This window comes from Cobetia sp. BL01 (assembly GCF_056493605.1).
Genome location: NZ_JBVBEE010000004.1, coordinates 143,141 through 158,929, shown reverse-complemented (window position 1 = coordinate 158,929; position 15,789 = coordinate 143,141). Strand labels below are relative to the sequence as shown.

17 protein-coding genes are annotated in these 15,789 nt (G+C 63.4%); 8 read left to right on the top strand and 9 right to left on the bottom strand.

All coding sequences use genetic code 11. The annotated features are described in order from the left end of the window. Window positions 1-491: 491 nt before the first annotated feature. The 6 genes from ACZYGA_RS09430 to ACZYGA_RS09405 are packed head-to-tail and all read left to right on the top strand — an operon-like array spanning window position 492 to window position 6,355. Complete coding sequence (locus ACZYGA_RS09430; RefSeq protein ID WP_136939080.1) at window positions 492-3,284, top strand: monovalent cation/H+ antiporter subunit A; 2,793 nt, start codon at window positions 492-494, stop codon at window positions 3,282-3,284. Further along, window positions 3,284-3,634, top strand: coding sequence for a Na+/H+ antiporter subunit C (locus ACZYGA_RS09425; RefSeq protein WP_077378839.1), 351 nt, complete (start codon window positions 3,284-3,286; stop codon window positions 3,632-3,634). The genes ACZYGA_RS09430 and ACZYGA_RS09425 overlap by 1 nt, the downstream gene beginning before the upstream one ends. After that, entirely contained in the window at window positions 3,634-5,175 is a 1,542-nt protein-coding gene (locus tag ACZYGA_RS09420; protein ID WP_141392262.1) for a monovalent cation/H+ antiporter subunit D, read from the top strand. The genes ACZYGA_RS09425 and ACZYGA_RS09420 overlap by 1 nt, the downstream gene beginning before the upstream one ends. Then, window positions 5,172-5,672, top strand: coding sequence for a Na+/H+ antiporter subunit E (locus ACZYGA_RS09415; RefSeq protein WP_077378833.1), 501 nt, complete (start codon window positions 5,172-5,174; stop codon window positions 5,670-5,672). The genes ACZYGA_RS09420 and ACZYGA_RS09415 overlap by 4 nt, the downstream gene beginning before the upstream one ends. Next, complete coding sequence (locus tag ACZYGA_RS09410; RefSeq protein ID WP_077378830.1) at window positions 5,666-5,935, top strand: K+/H+ antiporter subunit F; 270 nt, start codon at window positions 5,666-5,668, stop codon at window positions 5,933-5,935. The genes ACZYGA_RS09415 and ACZYGA_RS09410 overlap by 7 nt, the downstream gene beginning before the upstream one ends. 18 nt (window positions 5,936-5,953) lie before the next feature. Then, entirely contained in the window at window positions 5,954-6,355 is a 402-nt protein-coding gene (locus ACZYGA_RS09405) for a Na+/H+ antiporter subunit G (RefSeq protein WP_284728539.1), read from the top strand. Window positions 6,356-6,552: 197 nt separating this feature from the next. On the opposite strand, the gene hemH is transcribed toward ACZYGA_RS09405, so the two are convergent. Then, window positions 6,553-7,542 (bottom strand): ferrochelatase, encoded by a 990-nt coding sequence (gene hemH, locus ACZYGA_RS09400; RefSeq protein WP_077378824.1) that lies wholly within the window; start codon window positions 7,540-7,542, stop codon window positions 6,553-6,555. A 199-nt stretch (window positions 7,543-7,741) separates the two neighbouring features. On the opposite strand from hemH, the gene ACZYGA_RS09395 reads away from it, so the two are divergent. Beyond that, window positions 7,742-9,418: a cryptochrome/photolyase family protein gene (locus ACZYGA_RS09395; RefSeq protein WP_479398999.1), complete on the top strand. Its 1,677-nt coding sequence runs from the start codon at window positions 7,742-7,744 to the stop codon at window positions 9,416-9,418. Beyond that, complete coding sequence (locus ACZYGA_RS09390) at window positions 9,415-9,801, top strand: thiol-disulfide oxidoreductase DCC family protein (RefSeq protein WP_479398997.1); 387 nt, start codon at window positions 9,415-9,417, stop codon at window positions 9,799-9,801. Before ACZYGA_RS09395 ends, ACZYGA_RS09390 begins: the two co-directional genes overlap by 4 nt. Before the next feature lies 1 nt (window position 9,802). On the opposite strand, the gene ACZYGA_RS09385 is transcribed toward ACZYGA_RS09390, so the two are convergent. From ACZYGA_RS09385 to rpsF, 8 genes are all read right to left on the bottom strand, one after another. Continuing rightward, window positions 9,803-10,159: a DUF6482 family protein gene (locus ACZYGA_RS09385; protein ID WP_479398995.1), complete on the bottom strand. Its 357-nt coding sequence runs from the start codon at window positions 10,157-10,159 to the stop codon at window positions 9,803-9,805. A 155-nt stretch (window positions 10,160-10,314) separates the two neighbouring features. Beyond that, entirely contained in the window at window positions 10,315-11,571 is a 1,257-nt protein-coding gene (locus ACZYGA_RS09380) for an EAL domain-containing protein (RefSeq protein ID WP_341541705.1), read from the bottom strand. A 166-nt stretch (window positions 11,572-11,737) separates the two neighbouring features. Then, window positions 11,738-12,025: a hypothetical protein gene (locus tag ACZYGA_RS09375; protein WP_043334752.1), complete on the bottom strand. Its 288-nt coding sequence runs from the start codon at window positions 12,023-12,025 to the stop codon at window positions 11,738-11,740. An 86-nt stretch (window positions 12,026-12,111) separates the two neighbouring features. Next, on the bottom strand, window positions 12,112-13,491 hold the full coding sequence (gene dnaB / locus ACZYGA_RS09370) for a replicative DNA helicase (RefSeq protein ID WP_077379359.1): 1,380 nt from the start codon (window positions 13,489-13,491) through the stop codon (window positions 12,112-12,114). 304 nt (window positions 13,492-13,795) lie between these two features. Further along, entirely contained in the window at window positions 13,796-14,242 is a 447-nt protein-coding gene (gene rplI, locus ACZYGA_RS09365; RefSeq protein ID WP_065392637.1) for a 50S ribosomal protein L9, read from the bottom strand. Between the two features lie 12 nt (window positions 14,243-14,254). After that, window positions 14,255-15,109, bottom strand: a complete 855-nt coding sequence (locus tag ACZYGA_RS09360) for a hypothetical protein (RefSeq protein WP_136939159.1) — start codon at window positions 15,107-15,109, stop codon at window positions 14,255-14,257. 12 nt (window positions 15,110-15,121) lie between these two features. Further along, window positions 15,122-15,349 (bottom strand): 30S ribosomal protein S18, encoded by a 228-nt coding sequence (gene rpsR / locus ACZYGA_RS09355; protein WP_024952281.1) that lies wholly within the window; start codon window positions 15,347-15,349, stop codon window positions 15,122-15,124. Between the two features lie 26 nt (window positions 15,350-15,375). Next, a complete protein-coding gene (gene rpsF / locus ACZYGA_RS09350; RefSeq protein ID WP_065392636.1) occupies window positions 15,376-15,756 on the bottom strand; it encodes a 30S ribosomal protein S6 in 381 nt (126 codons plus the stop codon). Window positions 15,757-15,789 lie beyond the last annotated feature (33 nt).

Below are 15,789 nucleotides of genomic sequence, written 5' to 3'. Positions count from 1 at the left end.
TCCAGGGGCTTCAGGAGGAATACGGCCATGCTCGCAAGACATGACATGACCGCACCAACCCGGCATCTTCACCGTCTGCCCATCGCGGGCAGCCGGGGGCGCGCTGCGGACCTCATCCCCACCTGGATGCTGGCACCTCGTGCCGTGCGCCTCCCCTTTCTGACTGATCCGCCCGCGGCGGTGACGTCTCATCCCGAGGTACCTGCGTCCCTGCCGGGCGCCTGAACCTCTGAGCCGCCATCGGCTGCCACTGCCACCCATTCCCGCCACTTGATGGCGGCACGCACCTCCCGAGCAGGCGTCGACCTGACACGGAAGCGTGATCCAGAGGTGGCAACCTCGGCAGCCTGCAATGCGCTCGCCTATCCTATCGGCACCCAGTGGCCGAAATCCGCGTCCCGACCTCGAAGCTGATGGCCTGGCCCTGAGCCCGTGTCCGCTCCGCTGACGACAGAGGGACAACGCCCTACAACGACTGGAGCGAGTCTTCCATGACCCTGCTGTTGATCGTGCTACTGCCATTGCTCGGTGCCCTGGTGCCGTTGATGGCCAGAGACCTGCCCCGCGGCCGCCTTGCCTGGCTGACGGCGGTTGCCCCTGCCCTGGCACTTGGTATCGCCGTCTTCCATCTCGGCGATGTCTTCGCCGGCCAGATAGCCCAGTTCCACCTGCCGTGGATCACCGAACTGGGGCTGGATCTGGCGCTACGCTTCGATGGCCTGTCAGCTCTGTTCGTCCTGCTGATTCTCGGTATCGGACTGCTGATCATCCTCTATTCTCGCTACTACCTGTCGAGCGAGGACTCGCTGGCACGCCTCTACAGCTTCCTGATGCTGTTCATGACCGCGATGCTCGGCATCGTCATGGCGGACAACCTGCTGTTGATGTGGGTGTTCTGGGAGCTGACCAGTCTCAGCTCCTTCCTGCTGATCGGTTACTGGTATCAGCTGAGCGAGGCGCGCAAGGGCGCCCGCATGGCGCTGACCGTCACCGGTGCGGGCGGGCTGGCGCTGCTGGCCGGCATCCTGGTCATCGGTCATATCGTCGGCAGCTACCAGTTCGATGACGTCCTCGCGGCGGCAGACCAGATCCGCTCCCACGAGCTGTATCCTGTCGCACTGGTACTGGTGCTGCTGGGCGCCTTCACCAAGTCCGCGCAGTTCCCGTTCCAGTTCTGGCTGCCCCACGCGATGTCGGCGCCGACACCGGTGTCCGCCTTCCTGCACTCCGCCACCATGGTCAAGGCCGGGGTCTTTCTGCTGGCGCGCATGCACCCGGTGCTCTCGGGGACTGATCTCTGGTTCTACATCGTCAGCCTCACGGGCCTTGCCACCCTGCTGTATGGCGCCTGGTTCGCCTTGATGAAGCAGGACCTCAAGGGTGTACTGGCCTTCTCGACCATCAGTCATCTGGGCCTGATCACGCTGCTGTTCGGCTTCAACAGCCAGATGGCCGCCGTCGCGGGCCTGCTGCACATCATCAATCACGCGACCTTCAAGGCCTCGCTGTTCATGGCAGCCGGCATCGTCGACCACGAATGTGGCACGCGTGACATCCGCAAGCTCAACGGCCTGTACCGTTACATGCCGCATACCACGGTGCTGGCGATGGTCGCCTCGGCCTCGATGGCCGGCGTGCCGCTGCTCAACGGCTTCCTGTCCAAGGAAATGTTCTTTGCCGAGAGCCTCGATGCCCAGCTGCTGGGCGGTCTTTCCTGGCTGATTCCGGCGCTGGCGACCCTCGGTGGCATCCTGTCGGTGGCCTACTCGCTGCGCTTCATCCACGACGTCTTCTTCAATGGCGAGCCGAAGGACCTGCCCAAGACCCCGCATGAGCCGCCGCGCTACATGAAGCTGCCCATCGAGGTGCTGGTGCTGATCTGCCTGCTGGTGGGCATCCTGCCGTCACTGGTGATCAAGGATCTGCTGGTGAGCGCCTCCGCCAGCGTACTGGCAGCGCCGGTGCCGGACTTCAGTCTCGCCATCTGGCACGGCTTCAACCTGCCGCTGCTGATGAGCGTCATCGCGCTGGGTGGCGGTGTCGCCGTCTACGCCCTGCGCCATCATCTGTACGCCTTCCAGCGCCAGTTCCGGGCCCGCAACGCCCTGCTGGTCTTCGAGGCCAACGTCCAGCGAGTCGTGAAACTGTCCGAGCGCTTCATGGACAGCTTCGAGAACGGTTCGCTGCAGCGCTACATGCTGTGGCTACTGCTGACCGCGCTGGTCTTCGTCGGCATCGGCCTGCTGGCCGTGCCGCGCCTGGGCGGAGAGCTTGAGCAGCAGCCCTTCGATGGCATGCTGCTGACGGGTGCCGTGATCACCGGCCTGGCCGGCCTGGGCACCGCGATCACTCACCGCAAGCGCCTGATCTCCCTGCTGATGCTGTCAGTGGTCGGCCTGATGACCTCACTGGCGTTTGCACGCTTTGCCGCCCCGGACCTGGCACTGACCCAGCTGGCGGTGGAGGTGGTGACGATGATCCTGCTGATGCTGGCACTGTTCTTCCTGCCACAGCGCACACCCAAGGAATCCAGCGCGCGACGCATCATGCGTGACGTCCTGCTCGCCAGCGCCTTCGGCGTGGTGGTCGCAAGCCTCAACTTCGCCATCCTGACCCGCCCGGTCGAATCGATCTCCGACTTCTTCATGGCCAATGCGGTCTCCGGCGGTGGGGGCCACAACGTGGTCAACGTGATTCTCGTCGACTTCCGTGGCTTCGATACGCTGGGCGAGATCACCGTACTCGGGATTGCCGGACTGGCGATCTTCAAGCTGCTCAACCGCCTGCGCCTGTTCATGCCGTCCACTGACCTGGATGGCCGCAACTGGTCGCCGGACCGCCACCCGATGATTCTGGCCACCGTGTCCCAGACCCTGCTGCCACTGGCGCTGCTGGTCTCGGTCTACATCTTCCTGCGCGGCCACAACGAACCCGGCGGCGGTTTCATCGCCGGTCTGGTGACCGCCGTGGCCATCATCCTGCTCTACATCGCGCGCGGCGTGGACTGGACACAGCGCTGGCTGCGCTTCCCCTACCAGCCGGTCGCGGCGGCCGGGGTGTTGATCGCCGGCCTGACGGGCGCGGGCAGCTGGGTCTTCGGCTATCCGTTCCTGACATCATCGTTCGGCCACTTCACGATTCCCGTGATCGGTGAGATAGAGCTGGCCACCGCGCTGCTGTTCGACCTCGGGGTCTATCTGACCGTGGTCGGCGCGACCCTGATGATTCTCGCCAACCTCGGCAAGCTGACGACACCGCACCGTCCGACCAAGGAGAAGAGCTGATGGAAGCCCTCTACGCCACTACCACCGGCCTGCTGGCCGCCTGCGGTGTATACCTGACCCTGCGCGGGCGCACCTTCCCTGTCGTGGTCGGGCTGACGCTATTGTCCTACGCGGTCAACCTGTTCCTGTTCTCCATGGGGGGGCTTGCCATGCACGGCACCCCCGCCGTGGTCGGCTCAGGCTCGCCCACGGCGGACCCGCTGCCCCAGGCACTGGTGCTGACCGCCATCGTGATCGGCTTCGCCATGACGGCCTTCGTGGTCATCCTCGCCATGCGCGCGCGCGGTGACCTGGGCAGTGACCACGTCAACGGCAACCGTCTGGACGACTCGAAAGAGGATGGCAAGTGATGCTGCAACACCTGATTGTCCTTCCGATCGTCCTGCCGCTGCTGGTGGGCGCCTGCCTGCTGCTGAGTCGCGGCTCATCGCCGGTACTGCGCCGCAGCATCAGCCTGATCACCCAGGCCATCATGGTGGCCATCGCCATCGCGCTGGTCGTTCAGGCCAACGACGACACCATTCGCTACTACGCGCTGGGCGACTGGCAGCCTCCCTTTGGGATCGTGCTGGTGCTGGATCGCCTGTCGGCGACCATGGTGCTGCTCAGCTCGGTACTGGGCCTGCTGGCCTGCCTGTATGCCACGGCGGGCATCGATGAGACAGGCTCCAACTTCCATGGCCTGTTCCTGCTGCAGCTGATGGGGATCAACGGTGCCTTCCTGACCGGTGACCTCTTCAACCTGTTCGTGTTCTTCGAGGTCCTCCTGATCGCCTCCTACGCCCTGCTGCTGCACGGCGGCAGCAAGGCACGCACGCTGTCGGCCCTGCATTACGTGGTGCTGAACCTGATGGGGTCGGCGTTCTTCCTGATCGCGCTGGGCATCCTCTACGGCGTGACCGGTACGCTGAACATGGCCGACATGGCCGTCATCGTCACCACGCTGGACCCGGGACGGGCCGGCCTGATGGAAGCCGGCGGGCTGCTGCTGCTGGTGGTATTCGGCCTCAAGGCCGCGATGCTGCCGCTGTATTTCTGGCTGCCCCGCGCCTACGCCGCGGCCTCGGCGCCGGTGGCGGCGCTGTTCGCGATCATGACCAAGGTCGGCATCTATTCCATCCTGCGCGTCTACTCGCTGATCTTCACCGACAACGCCGGCACCCTGGCAGATCTTGGTCGCGACTGGCTGTGGTGGGCAGGGCTCGCCACGCTGGTCGTGTCGATGCTCGGCGTGCTCTCGGCACGTGACCTGCGCACCCTGGTGGCCTATCTGGTGATGATCTCGGTCGGTACGCTGCTGACGGCGCTGGGCATGAACAGCATCGCGGCGGACAGCGCCCTGCTGTTCTACCTGATCCACTCCACCCTGGTCACCGGCGGCCTCTTCCTGCTGGTGGATGTGATGGCAGGCCAGCGTGGCAAGGCCGGTGCCCGTATCGTGCGCTCACGGCCACTGCTGCAGGCGGGCCTGCTGGGCGGACTGTTCCTGATCGGCACGGCGGCCGCGGCGGGCCTGCCGCCCTTCTCGGGCGCCATCGGCAAGGCGCTGATCCTGTCGTCCGCCTCACTGGAGCAGCAGGTATGGCTGTGGCCAGTGCTGCTGCTGGCCGGGCTGTGCTCGATCGTGGCCTGTTCGCGTGCCGGTTCCAGCGTGTTCTGGCGCACCGGCAACAGTGAACCCAGCGGTGAACGACTCGGTGTCGCGCGCGGGATAGCAACCTGCGGCCTGATCTCCGCCGCACTGGCACTGGTCGTCTTCGCCGGTCCCGTCTCGCAGTGGACCAAGGCCACCGCACAGCAACTGTCGGACCCGGCCCCCTATCTCGATGCCCTTCTGGGCAAGGACGCCGCACCGGAAACCGCTCTGCCGCTCAAGGGAGACGATCAATGATCAAGTCTCGTTCTCGCGTTCTGCCCACCCCGATGCTCTCGACCCTGCTGCTGGTCGTGTGGCTGATGCTGCAGAACAGCGTCTCGCCCGGGCAGATATTGCTCGGTGCGGTGCTGGCCATCGCCATCCCGGCACTGACCTATCGTTTCTGGGAGCCGCAGCCGGACCTCCAGAAACCGTGGCGACTGATCGGCTACCTGCTGCGCGTCATCCTGGACATCATCATCGCCAACCTGCAGGTCTCGCGACTCATCCTGAATCCGCGTGCGAAATTCCGCCCGGCCTTCGTGCGCTATCCGCTAGAGCTCGAGCAGAAGTTCCCGATCACCCTGCTGTCGAGCACCATCACGCTGACACCGGGGACGGTCTCTGCCTATCTCACGCTGGATGGTCGCCATCTGATCATCCATGCACTGGATGTCGAGGATGAACAGGCATTGATCGACGAGATCCGCCAGCGCTACGAGCGCCCGCTGAAGGAGATCTACGAATGCTAGACATCGCCCTGTGGATCAGCATCGCGCTGTTCGCGGCGTCCCTGATGCTCAACGTCTTCCGGCTGGCCATCGGCCCGGATCTGCCGGACCGCATCCTCGCCGTGGACACCATGTACGTGAACTCCATCGCGCTGATCGTGCTGTTCAGCATCCAGCTCAACAGCAAGGCCTACTTCGAGGCGGCGCTGCTGATCGCCATGCTGGGCTTCGTCAGCACCGTGGCAGTCTGCAAGTATCTGCTGCGCGGCGACATCATCGAATGACCTGAGCGGAGAGTCTCCATGCCCACCTGGTTCTATCCTGTCCTGGAAGGCGTCATCGCCTTCTTCCTGATCGCCGGCGGCCTGTTCGCCTTCATCGGGTCGCTGGGGCTGACGCACCTCAAGGACTTCTACATGCGTCTGCACGGTCCCAGCAAGACCACCACCCTGGGGGTCGGCTGCATACTGATGGCGTCGATGATCTATTTCCGTGCCACTACCGGTCACTTCAGCTTCCAGGAGATGCTGATCACCATCTTCCTGTTCATCACCGCCCCGGTGACCGCGCACCTGCTGTCCAAGGCCGCGCTGCATCAGAAGCTGGTGGCGGACATCCGTACCCGCAACGTGCCGGAACGTCTGGAAGTATCAGACGAACCGGATGAGGCAAATGCCGAGGCCTCGGAATCGCGCCTGCCCTGAGCGCTCGTGTTCGCCTGACGCTCTGACCTGCCCCGGTCGGCCCCGCTCCTCTCGCGAGGCGAGACGGCAGACCAACGCAAAGCGCCCCCGCCAGGAGACTGGTGGGGGCGCTGTCTTTCCAGCGTTTCACTGCGCATCTGTCACACGGACTGCGGTGCTCAGATCATTCAGGCGGGCCTCATGCCTGCCCCTGCTCGTCACCAGCCCTGAGCATGCTGGCGGCACAGTGCCTCTAGCAGATCGATATGCTCACGACGGTCATTGAGCGCCGGAATGTAGCGGAACTCGCCCCCGCCGGACTCAGTGAAGTAGCCGCGATTCTCCTCTTCCAGCTCCTCCAGCGTCTCGAGACAGTCGGCCGCGAAGGCCGGCGAGATGACGTCGACGCTTTCCAGACCTTCAGCCCCCCAGGCCTTGAGCGTCTCATCGGTATACGGCTTGAGCCACTCGGCCTTGCCGAAGCGTGACTGGTAGGTCATCGCCCACTCATCGTCCCCAAGCCCCAACGCCTCGGCCAGCAGCTGGCTGGTGCGCTCGCACTGGCGTGGGTAGGGGTCGCCCGCCGTCGCATAGCGCTTGGGGATGCCGTGATAGCTCATCAACAGACGCTTGCCGCGATGCCCTGCCTTTTCCCAGTGTTCACGGACACTGGCGGCCAGCGCGGCGATGTAGTCGGGATGATCATGGTAGTCACGCACGAAGCGCAGTTCCGGCAGGTGCGGACACGGCTTGAGCGCGCGCGCCAGGCGATCGAACACCGCGGCAGTCGTGGTCCGCGAGAACTGCGGATAGAGCGGCAGCACCAGGATGCGATCTGCCCCACGACTGGCCAGCTTGCGCCCCACCTCTTCCATGGTCGGCTTGCCGTAGGTCATCGCAAGCTCTACCGGAATCTCCTCGCCCAGCGATTCGGCCAGACGCGCCTCCAGCGCGGCACGCTGACGCTTGCCGATGGCCATCAGCGGCGAGCCGTCTTCCGTCCACACCGAGGCATAGGCCTCGGCGACCTTCTTGGGGCGAGTCGTCAGCACCAGGCCATGCAGGATCGGCAGCCAGAGCAGACGCGGCAGGTCGATCACGCGTACATCACCGAGAAACTCCGCGAGGTAGCGACGCACCGCCTTGGGTGTCGGGGCTTCAGGGGTGCCGAGATTGACCAGCATGACGCCGAAACGCGGGGTGCTCATGGGCGATGAACTCCTGACAAGGGGCAAGAAAAGGGGTGAAGCGGCAACCAGCCACCCTCACCGACAGCGCAGCCATGTTACCAGCTCGCCCTGTGCGTGAGGGATGAAGTTATACTATCATCACGATTTGTACAGCTTTACGACAATTATTGTCACAACCTGACGCAAGCCGTGCTTGCGCCCCGCCGCAGGAGTCAGTGTGCCCGAAACCTCCACTCTGCAACTTGCCACCCGTCACGACTTCGCGCGCCCGCTGGTGCTGATTCTCGGTGACCAGCTCAGTCACGAGCTTGCGAGCCTCAAGCAGGCACCTGCCGAGAGTCTGATCGCCTTCTGCGAGGTCGAGGAGGAAGGCCGCTACGTGCCACACCATCCGCACAAGATCGCGATGATGCTGGCCGCGATGCGCCATCACGCACAGGAGTTGCGCGACTGCGGCTGGCAGGTGCATGAAAGCCGCCTGGATGACCCGGACAATCGTCAATCGCTGATCCTGGAAGCCGAGCGGCTGGCCGCGCTCCATCAATGTGACGGCATTCTGGTGACTCGCCCTGGGGAATGGCGACTGCTGGAGGCCTTCCTCGCGCGCCGCGAGAAAGGCGAGGTTCCCTGGGTGGTGCTGGAAGATCACCGCTTCTTCACCACACCGGCACAGTTCGCGGCCTGGGCCGACGGACGCAAGCAATTGCGCATGGAATACTTCTACCGTGAACAGCGCCGTGACACGGATCTGTTGATGGAAGGCAGCGAGCCCGCCGGCGGCAAGTTCAATCATGATCATGACAATCGCGAACCGATTCCCGCCGACTTCCAGTCACCGCCACCACCGCAGCATGACCACCGCCAGGATGCGCTGACGCGCGAAGTGCTGACGCTGGTGGACACCCGCTTCGGCGAGGGAGCCGAGGGCGAGCTGCGTCATTTCGGCAATCTGGACAACTTCAACTGGGCTGTGACCCGCGCCCAGGCGCTCGACGATCTCGCTCACTTCCTCGCGCACTGCCTGGCAGACTTCGGCCACCATCAGGATGCCATCGATGACAGTGACCCCTTCCTGTTCCACTCCCGGCTTTCCGCGGCGCTCAATATCGGGCTTCTGAGTCCCCACGAAGTCTGCGCTGCCGTCGATGATGCCTGGCGACGTGGCGAGGTACCGGTCAACTCCGCCGAGGGCTTCATCCGGCAGATTCTCGGTTGGCGAGAGTATGTGCGTGGGATCTACTGGACACGCATGCCCGGCTACAAGCAGGAGAATCGCCTGAATGCGACACGGGGTCTACCGGAGGTCTTCTGGCGCGGCGACAGCGGCATGCGCTGTGTGGATCAAGCCATCCTCAGTACGCGTGATCATGCCTATGCCCACCATATCCGCCGCCTGATGGTCACCGGCAATTTCGCCCTGCTGTGCGGCGTGAAGCCCGAGGCGCTGTGCGACTGGTATCTGGCGGTCTACGTCGATGCCTGCGAGTGGGTGGAGCTGCCCAATACCCTGGGCATGGTGCTGCACGCCGATGGCGGCCTGATGGGCTCCAAACCCTATTGTGCCTCGGGCAAGTACATCGATCGCATGTCCAATCACTGCGACAGGTGCCAGTACTCGCCGAAGAAGGTCACCGGCACGCATGCCTGCCCCTTCAACAGTCTCTATTGGCACTTCATCGAACGCCATCGCGAATCACTGTCACGCAACCCGCGCATGTCGCTGGTCTATGGCAGCTGGCGACGCATGAAGGACGAAAAGCGCGAAGCATTGCTGCAACAGGCCGAGGCCTTTCTCGCCCGACTCGACAGCGCCGCTGACTATGGCAGCGGTGCCCATCGCGCGGGTTACCATCCCGCGCCCTCCAGTTCCACGACCGACAAGGAATCCTCATGAGTCGCATCTGGCAGGCCAGTGCACCGGTCACGCTCTATCACGATGGCAAGTGCCCCCTGTGCCAGCGCGAGGTCGCCTGGCTGGCGAGACACCCGAGGCGGGAACGGGTCAGGACGGTCGACATTCGTGCAAAGGACTTTTCCCCAGATGCTCTGGGGCTGAGCTTCGAGACGATGATGGGGCGCCTGCACGTGCAGGATGCGCGCGGGGAATGGTATGTCGGCATGGACGCCAGCCGAGCCCTCTATGCGGTACTCGGCTATCGGCGCCTGGTGAGGCTGTCATTGCTGCCGGTGCTGCGTCCGATACTGGATGTCGGCTATCGGGTCTTTGCCCGCCACCGTGAGCGTATCGGCCGCTGGGTCCCCCAGAGGAGACGCTGACTCAGAAGCTCAAGGGGATGCGCGAGCTCAACGGTTGATGGTACTGAGGCGGTCGGCCGATCATCTCGTCGTTGGCCACCTGCGATACCAGCCAGGCGCGTGACAGACCGGCGCGCCTGAGCTCGCAGTAGACATCCTCCAGCGAGCGGAACAGCATCGGCTTGCCACGCTTCATCAACAGTTCACTGCGCTCATCGTCTTCATCGGCACCCGCTTCCAGTACCAGCTGGACCTGATAGAAGCGGCTGGCGGCATGACTGATCACACGCGCCTCCAGTGCCGGATACTCGGCGATCAGCGCATTCAGGTTGCTGACCAGCAGGCCAGCAGGTGTTAAGGCAGCGGCAATTCTGGACATGGTGTCGGCTCCTGGACCTCTGTTGTCTGAGGTATCCATCATCGTGAAGGTGGCGTCAAGGCTTCACGCCAGCTTGCGGGGAGACGATGACGATTGCACGGCACCACCATGACGATTGGATGACGTCATGTTCAAGGCCGCCGACCCGGAGAGGCTCACGGACACTGAGCACGAACCGCCAGCTGACGTTCCGCGAGGATACGCAGCAGATCCAGAGGACGCCCAAGGCCGCGATAGCATCCCCCTCGCATGATGATGAAATCCTCGTCACGATGAATGTCCCGGCGCCCGAGCAGCTTGGCCGACAGACGCTCGAGCGGCTCATCTTCCTCGACACGCAGTGAATGGGTCTGCATGACCTCATGGATCGCTCGTCGTCCATGCAGCTCCGGTCCGAAGCGCTGATTCAGCAATCCCAGCAGTCGATGGCGGATGATCATGCCGACCGGCCGCTGCTGCGCGTCCACCACTGCCAGCGCCATCAATTCCGGCTCGGCATGCAGACGCTCGGCCACCTCCTCGAGACAGGTATCCTGCAGTACCGGCGCCACCTGCCGCAGCAGGCTGCCGGCACCGAGTGCCAGAGGCGCGGCATGCCGGCGGCGACTCAGACGATGCAGGCGCTGCTCGAGACCGGCACGCTGGCCAGCAGGGTCCACCTCGGCGCTCGCAAACAGCCAGCCTTGCAGATACTCGGCCCCAAGCTGAGACACGCATTCCATCTCGCCTTCCTGCTCGATGCCTTCCGCGATCACCTGACTGCCACTGCCGTGGGCGATGTCGATGATCGAGCGCACGAAACGCCGCTTGAGTGAATCCTGATGAATACCGCTGATGAAGTGTCGGTCGATCTTGACGAAGTCAGGCTGAACCGCCGACCACAGCTTGAGGCTGGCGTACCCTTCACCGAGGTCATCCAGCGCGATGGCGAAGCCCATCGACTGGTAATGGCAGACGGCCTCACGCATCAGTGCCGGGTCCAGCCCCGGGGTCTGCTCAGTCAACTCGATGACGACCTGATGCGGATGCAGCCCATGGCGATGCAGGAGGTGACGTGTCAGTCCCCGAGAATGCGCACTGTCCAGCAGCACCTCCGGCGACACGTTCAGGAACAGGCGCTCACTCAGGCCCTGCTCGGCCCATTGCTCAAGCGCCAGTTCACGACAGAGGCCGTCCAGCTCGGCGAGGCGCCGATGCTGGCGAGCCGCCTCGAACATCGCCATCGGTGAGCGCAAGCTGCATCCTGCAGCAGCTCGCGCGAGTGCCTCGTAGGCGAAGACCTCACGGCCATCTGCCGCCACGATGGGCTGGAAATGCATCCGCAACTGGCGAAGACGCAGCAACGCCTCCAGCGCCTGGCCGGATTCGGGAGTGGATGCCTCAGCTAAAGCGGGATGCGGGGATGGCAGCATGCCAGAATCAAAGCATGCTGATATGACAGGAAAATGACATGGGGCGGTGATGTGTCAGCGAAGGGTCGGGCACATCACCGCGGTGCTGCCATGCAAGGATGCCTTGCGACGAGCCTGCCCGGTCGCGGCTGGCCAATACGCTCATGCCACGCCGGAGGTGGACGCCTTACAGCGAGTTGGGGTCGATGGCCTTGCCGAGGGAATTGCGGTCGATCCACTTGCCGGCCTTGGTTTCCTTGTAACGGAAGACCACCATGTCGCCCGCGACGACCGGCACTTCACTGTCTTCGGTCTGATAGCTGTAGCTCTCGCCCTCCACGACCAGCGTGAAGCGATAGAGATCCGGCATGCCCAGCCATTCCTTGAAAGGCCCTTCGCGCTCAAGGCTCTCCAGCGTACCGCGTCCCTGAAGCTTGGGAGTGCGTGCGCGTCCGCGCCCAAATCCACCTGCCATGCTATCTCCTCCCCGTCAGTGCGGGTCTTGCGGGGCGACGTCGCTGCCGCCGCCCGGGTACATGTTTGATGCGCATGCGCATCACGTCATTCAGCGAAGGCCTGGCCATAACTGTCTGGCGCCAGGTCCTCGAAACGGGTGTACTTGCCGATGAAGGCCATGTGAACGGTGCCGATGGGGCCGTTACGCTGCTTGCCGATGATCAGCTCGGCCAAGCCCTTGTTGTCGGGATTGTCCTTGTTATAGACCTCATCACGGTAGACGAAGGCGATGACATCGGCGTCCTGCTCGATGGCGCCGGATTCACGCAGATCCGACATCACGGGGCGCTTGTTGGGACGCTGCTCAAGCGAGCGGTTCAGCTGCGAGAGCGCCACCACCGGGCAAGCGAATTCCTTGGCCAGACCCTTGAGCGAGCGCGAGATCTCGGAGATCTCGGCAGTACGGTTCTCGGACAGCCCCGGCACCTGCATCAATTGCAGGTAATCGATCATGATCAGGCCGATGCCGCCGTGTTCGCGCGCCATGCGGCGACAGCGTGAGCGCATCTCGTTGGGCGACAGGGCCGCCGTGTCATCGACGAACAGCTGCTTGTCCTTGAGCAGGTTGACCGCCGAGGTCAGCCGCGGCCAATCCTCGTCATCCAGCTGACCGGTACGCACCTTGGTCTGATCGATGCGGCCCAGCGAGGAGATCATGCGCAGCATCAGCGACTCGGCCGGCATCTCCATCGAGAACACGGCCACCGGCTTGTCGCCGGAGACCACGGCATGCTCGACCAGGTTCATGGCGAAGGTGGTCTTGCCCATCGAGGGGCGCCCCGCGATGATCACCAGGTCCGATGGCTGCAGACCGGAGGTCATGTCATCCAGGTCCCGGAAGCCGGTCGAGAGGCCGGTCATCTGGCCCTTGAGATTGAACAGCTCATCGATGCGGTCCACCGCGCCGGTCAACAGCTGACTCATGCCCTTGGGGCCGCCGCTCTTGGGGCGTGATTCGCTGATCTGGAACACCAGACGCTCGGCCTCGTTGACCAGCTCGTCGGCGTCTCGCCCCTGAGGGCTGAAGGAGCTCTCGGCGATCTGGTTGGCCGCCTGGATCAGCTTGCGCAGCGTCGCGCGCTCGCGAACGATGTCGGCATAGGCCTTGATGTTGCTGGCCGAGGGCGTATTGCGCGCAAGCTCGGCGAGGGTCGCAAGCCCGCCGACCGACTCCAGCTGGTCACGGCTTTCCAGCAACTCGGACAACGTGACCACATCCAGCGGCCGGCTGCTGCCCACCAGCTGGGACATGGCGTTGTAGACCAGACGATGCTCGTAGCGATAGAAGTCGTCGGCCACCAGTCGCTCGGACACCGTGTCCCAGGCGCTGTTGTCCAGCATCAAACCGCCGAGGACCGATTGCTCGGCCTCCAGCGAATTGGGGGGCACCTTGAGCGCCGCCGTCTCGCGATCCTGATCCTGCATCTCGCTCATGCCTGGCTGACTCCTGCTGATGACTGACACGCCCGCGGGAACCTCCATTTTCGTGCATCGCCGCGAGCCTGCCAACCATCGCGACCGCACATGATGCTCTACCTCACGGGGGCAGGCATTCTACCGGATTTTGCCTGTCATCGCCCTGCCCGCGTGCAGAGGATTTTCCCTGTCACGCCCGACAAAGAAACGCCAGACACAAAAAAACCGCCCCCGCATCCAGGATGCGAGGGCGGTTCGAGTACCACCTGTGGTGGCAGCGCCGGATCACCGGGCAGCCACCACGGATCAGCGATTACTCGCCGACCACGACCACACGAACAGTGGCAGTCACTTCAGCGTGCAGCTGCAGCACGATGTCGTATTCGCCAGTGTTGCGCAGCGGGCCTTCCGGCATGCGGACTTCGCTCTTGGCGATGTCGATGCCGGACTGGGCGATGGCTTCGGCCAGATCACGCGGACCGATGGAACCGAACAGCTTGCCTTCTTCGCCAGCCTTGGCGACCAGGGACAGTTCGATTTCGTTCAGCTGAGCGGCACGCGCTTCAGCTTCGGCCTTGCGCTCTGCAACCTGTGCTTCCAGCTCAGCGCGCTGAGCTTCGAAAGCCGCCTGGTTTTCGGCAGTGGCCGGAACAGCCAGACCGTACGGCAGCAGATAATTGCGACCGAAACCAGCCTTGACGGACACCTGGTCACCCAGGTTGCCCAGCTTGCCAATCTTGTCGAGCAGAATGACTTGCATCTCGTAAACCTCTTATCGATGACTGCCAGCAAGACGTGCGCGAAGATCCGCAAAGACGTCAACAAGAGCCAGCAGCAGCAAAATCAGAATCGTGGGCCAGGTCGTCAGCAGCAGAAAGTAGACGCCGACCAACCATAACCCGCTCATCCCCTTTAACCCGATATAGCCATGCACCAGGGCAATGCCGGCCACGAACAACGGTATCCAGATCAGCAGGAGCACTGCAGGCACATCGAGGAAGACCCCGATGATGCCGCAGGCTGCCAGTATCAGGATTTCTCGCGGGCTCAGCCGGAAGGCATGAAACTCGTGACGAAATCCCCCCGGATTGTAGAGCCCGGACTGCCAGCTGCGCGCCAGGGCCAGACAGGCCGTGGCGGCCAGCAGGACCACCAACCCGGTAATACCGCCGATGACCAACCCTGCGAGCTGTTCAGTCGGCACACCTTGAGCGGCAAAGTCGCTCAAGCGTGCATCAAGCTCAGGGGCATTCTGACGAATGCTCTCAAGCAGTGGACCAGCCCCGCCTGGTGGCAGGAATATCCCGGACTGCACCATCATTGCCGCTGTCAGGCTGGCGCCAATCAGCGCCTCCCCCCATCGCATGCGAGCACGCAGCAGGGTTGCCATCAACGTGACCAGCAACACGGTCGCCAATGGCACCGGATCGCCTTGTGTCCACCACCAGCCTGCCGGAATGGCAGCGGCGATGAACACGGGTGCGGCTGGCGCAAGGCCACGCCGAAGCGTGACCAGCGCACTGATGGAGGCACTGAACCAGAAGAACCAGGGCAGAAGACCCGTCAGCAGTGCAATCGCGATGCACTGCAACGGTCCGCGCATGGCCCAACGTGCCAATGCCAGCATCATGGTGTCGCCTTACTGGTGGCTGTCGCTGTACGGCAGCAGTGCCAGGTAGCGCGCACGCTTGATGGCAGTCGCCAGCTGACGCTGATAACGCGCCTTGGTGCCGGTGATGCGGCTCGGGACGATCTTGCCGGTCTCGGTGATGTAAGACTTCAGGACTTCGATGTCCTTGTAGTCGATCTGCTTCACGCCTTCAGCGGTGAAGCGGCAGAACTTGCGACGACGGAAAAAACGTGCCATTGCAATGACCTCCTGGGGGTGCGGTATCAGTTAGCGTCTTGAGTTTCGGCTTCGTCACGCTTGTCTTCGCGACGCGGACGCTTCTCTTCAGCCGGCTTCATCATCGGAGACGGCTCGATGGCCGCTTCCTTTGCACGCACAACCAGGTTACGGATGACGGCGTCGTTGAAACGGAAGATGGTCTCGAGTTCCTCGACCACTTCACCGGTAGTTTCGACGTTCATCAGCACGTAGTGGGCCTTGTGGATCTTGTTGATCGGGTAGGCCAGGTGACGGCGACCCCAATCTTCCAGACGATGCACAGTACCGCCGGCTTCGGTCACGATGGAGGTGTAACGCTCGATCATGGCCGGAACCTGTTCGCTCTGATCCGGGTGGACCATGAACACGATCTCGTAGTGACGCATGGCTTGGCTCCTTTCGGTTTGACAGCCTCCACG

Excerpts from the sequence above, each read along its gene's own strand:
- ACZYGA_RS09390 (WP_479398997.1), top strand. The coding sequence starts at position 9,415 with ATGAGTCGCATCTGGCAGGCCAGTGCACCGGTCACGCTCTATCACGAT.
- ACZYGA_RS09430 (WP_136939080.1), top strand. The coding sequence starts at position 492 with ATGACCCTGCTGTTGATCGTGCTACTGCCATTGCTCGGTGCCCTGGTG.
- dnaB (WP_077379359.1), bottom strand. The coding sequence starts at position 13,491 with ATGCAGGATCAGGATCGCGAGACGGCGGCGCTCAAGGTGCCCCCCAAT.
- ACZYGA_RS09380 (WP_341541705.1), bottom strand. The coding sequence starts at position 11,571 with ATGCTGCCATCCCCGCATCCCGCTTTAGCTGAGGCATCCACTCCCGAA.
- ACZYGA_RS09410 (WP_077378830.1), top strand. The coding sequence starts at position 5,666 with ATGCTAGACATCGCCCTGTGGATCAGCATCGCGCTGTTCGCGGCGTCC.
- ACZYGA_RS09420 (WP_141392262.1), top strand. The coding sequence starts at position 3,634 with ATGCTGCAACACCTGATTGTCCTTCCGATCGTCCTGCCGCTGCTGGTG.
- hemH (WP_077378824.1), bottom strand. The coding sequence starts at position 7,542 with ATGAGCACCCCGCGTTTCGGCGTCATGCTGGTCAATCTCGGCACCCCT.
- rpsR (WP_024952281.1), bottom strand. The coding sequence starts at position 15,349 with ATGGCACGTTTTTTCCGTCGTCGCAAGTTCTGCCGCTTCACCGCTGAA.
- rpsF (WP_065392636.1), bottom strand. The coding sequence starts at position 15,756 with ATGCGTCACTACGAGATCGTGTTCATGGTCCACCCGGATCAGAGCGAA.
- rplI (WP_065392637.1), bottom strand. The coding sequence starts at position 14,242 with ATGCAAGTCATTCTGCTCGACAAGATTGGCAAGCTGGGCAACCTGGGT.
- ACZYGA_RS09360 (WP_136939159.1), bottom strand. The coding sequence starts at position 15,109 with ATGCTGGCATTGGCACGTTGGGCCATGCGCGGACCGTTGCAGTGCATC.
- ACZYGA_RS09385 (WP_479398995.1), bottom strand. The coding sequence starts at position 10,159 with ATGTCCAGAATTGCCGCTGCCTTAACACCTGCTGGCCTGCTGGTCAGC.
- ACZYGA_RS09375 (WP_043334752.1), bottom strand. The coding sequence starts at position 12,025 with ATGGCAGGTGGATTTGGGCGCGGACGCGCACGCACTCCCAAGCTTCAG.
- ACZYGA_RS09415 (WP_077378833.1), top strand. The coding sequence starts at position 5,172 with ATGATCAAGTCTCGTTCTCGCGTTCTGCCCACCCCGATGCTCTCGACC.
- ACZYGA_RS09425 (WP_077378839.1), top strand. The coding sequence starts at position 3,284 with ATGGAAGCCCTCTACGCCACTACCACCGGCCTGCTGGCCGCCTGCGGT.
- ACZYGA_RS09405 (WP_284728539.1), top strand. The coding sequence starts at position 5,954 with ATGCCCACCTGGTTCTATCCTGTCCTGGAAGGCGTCATCGCCTTCTTC.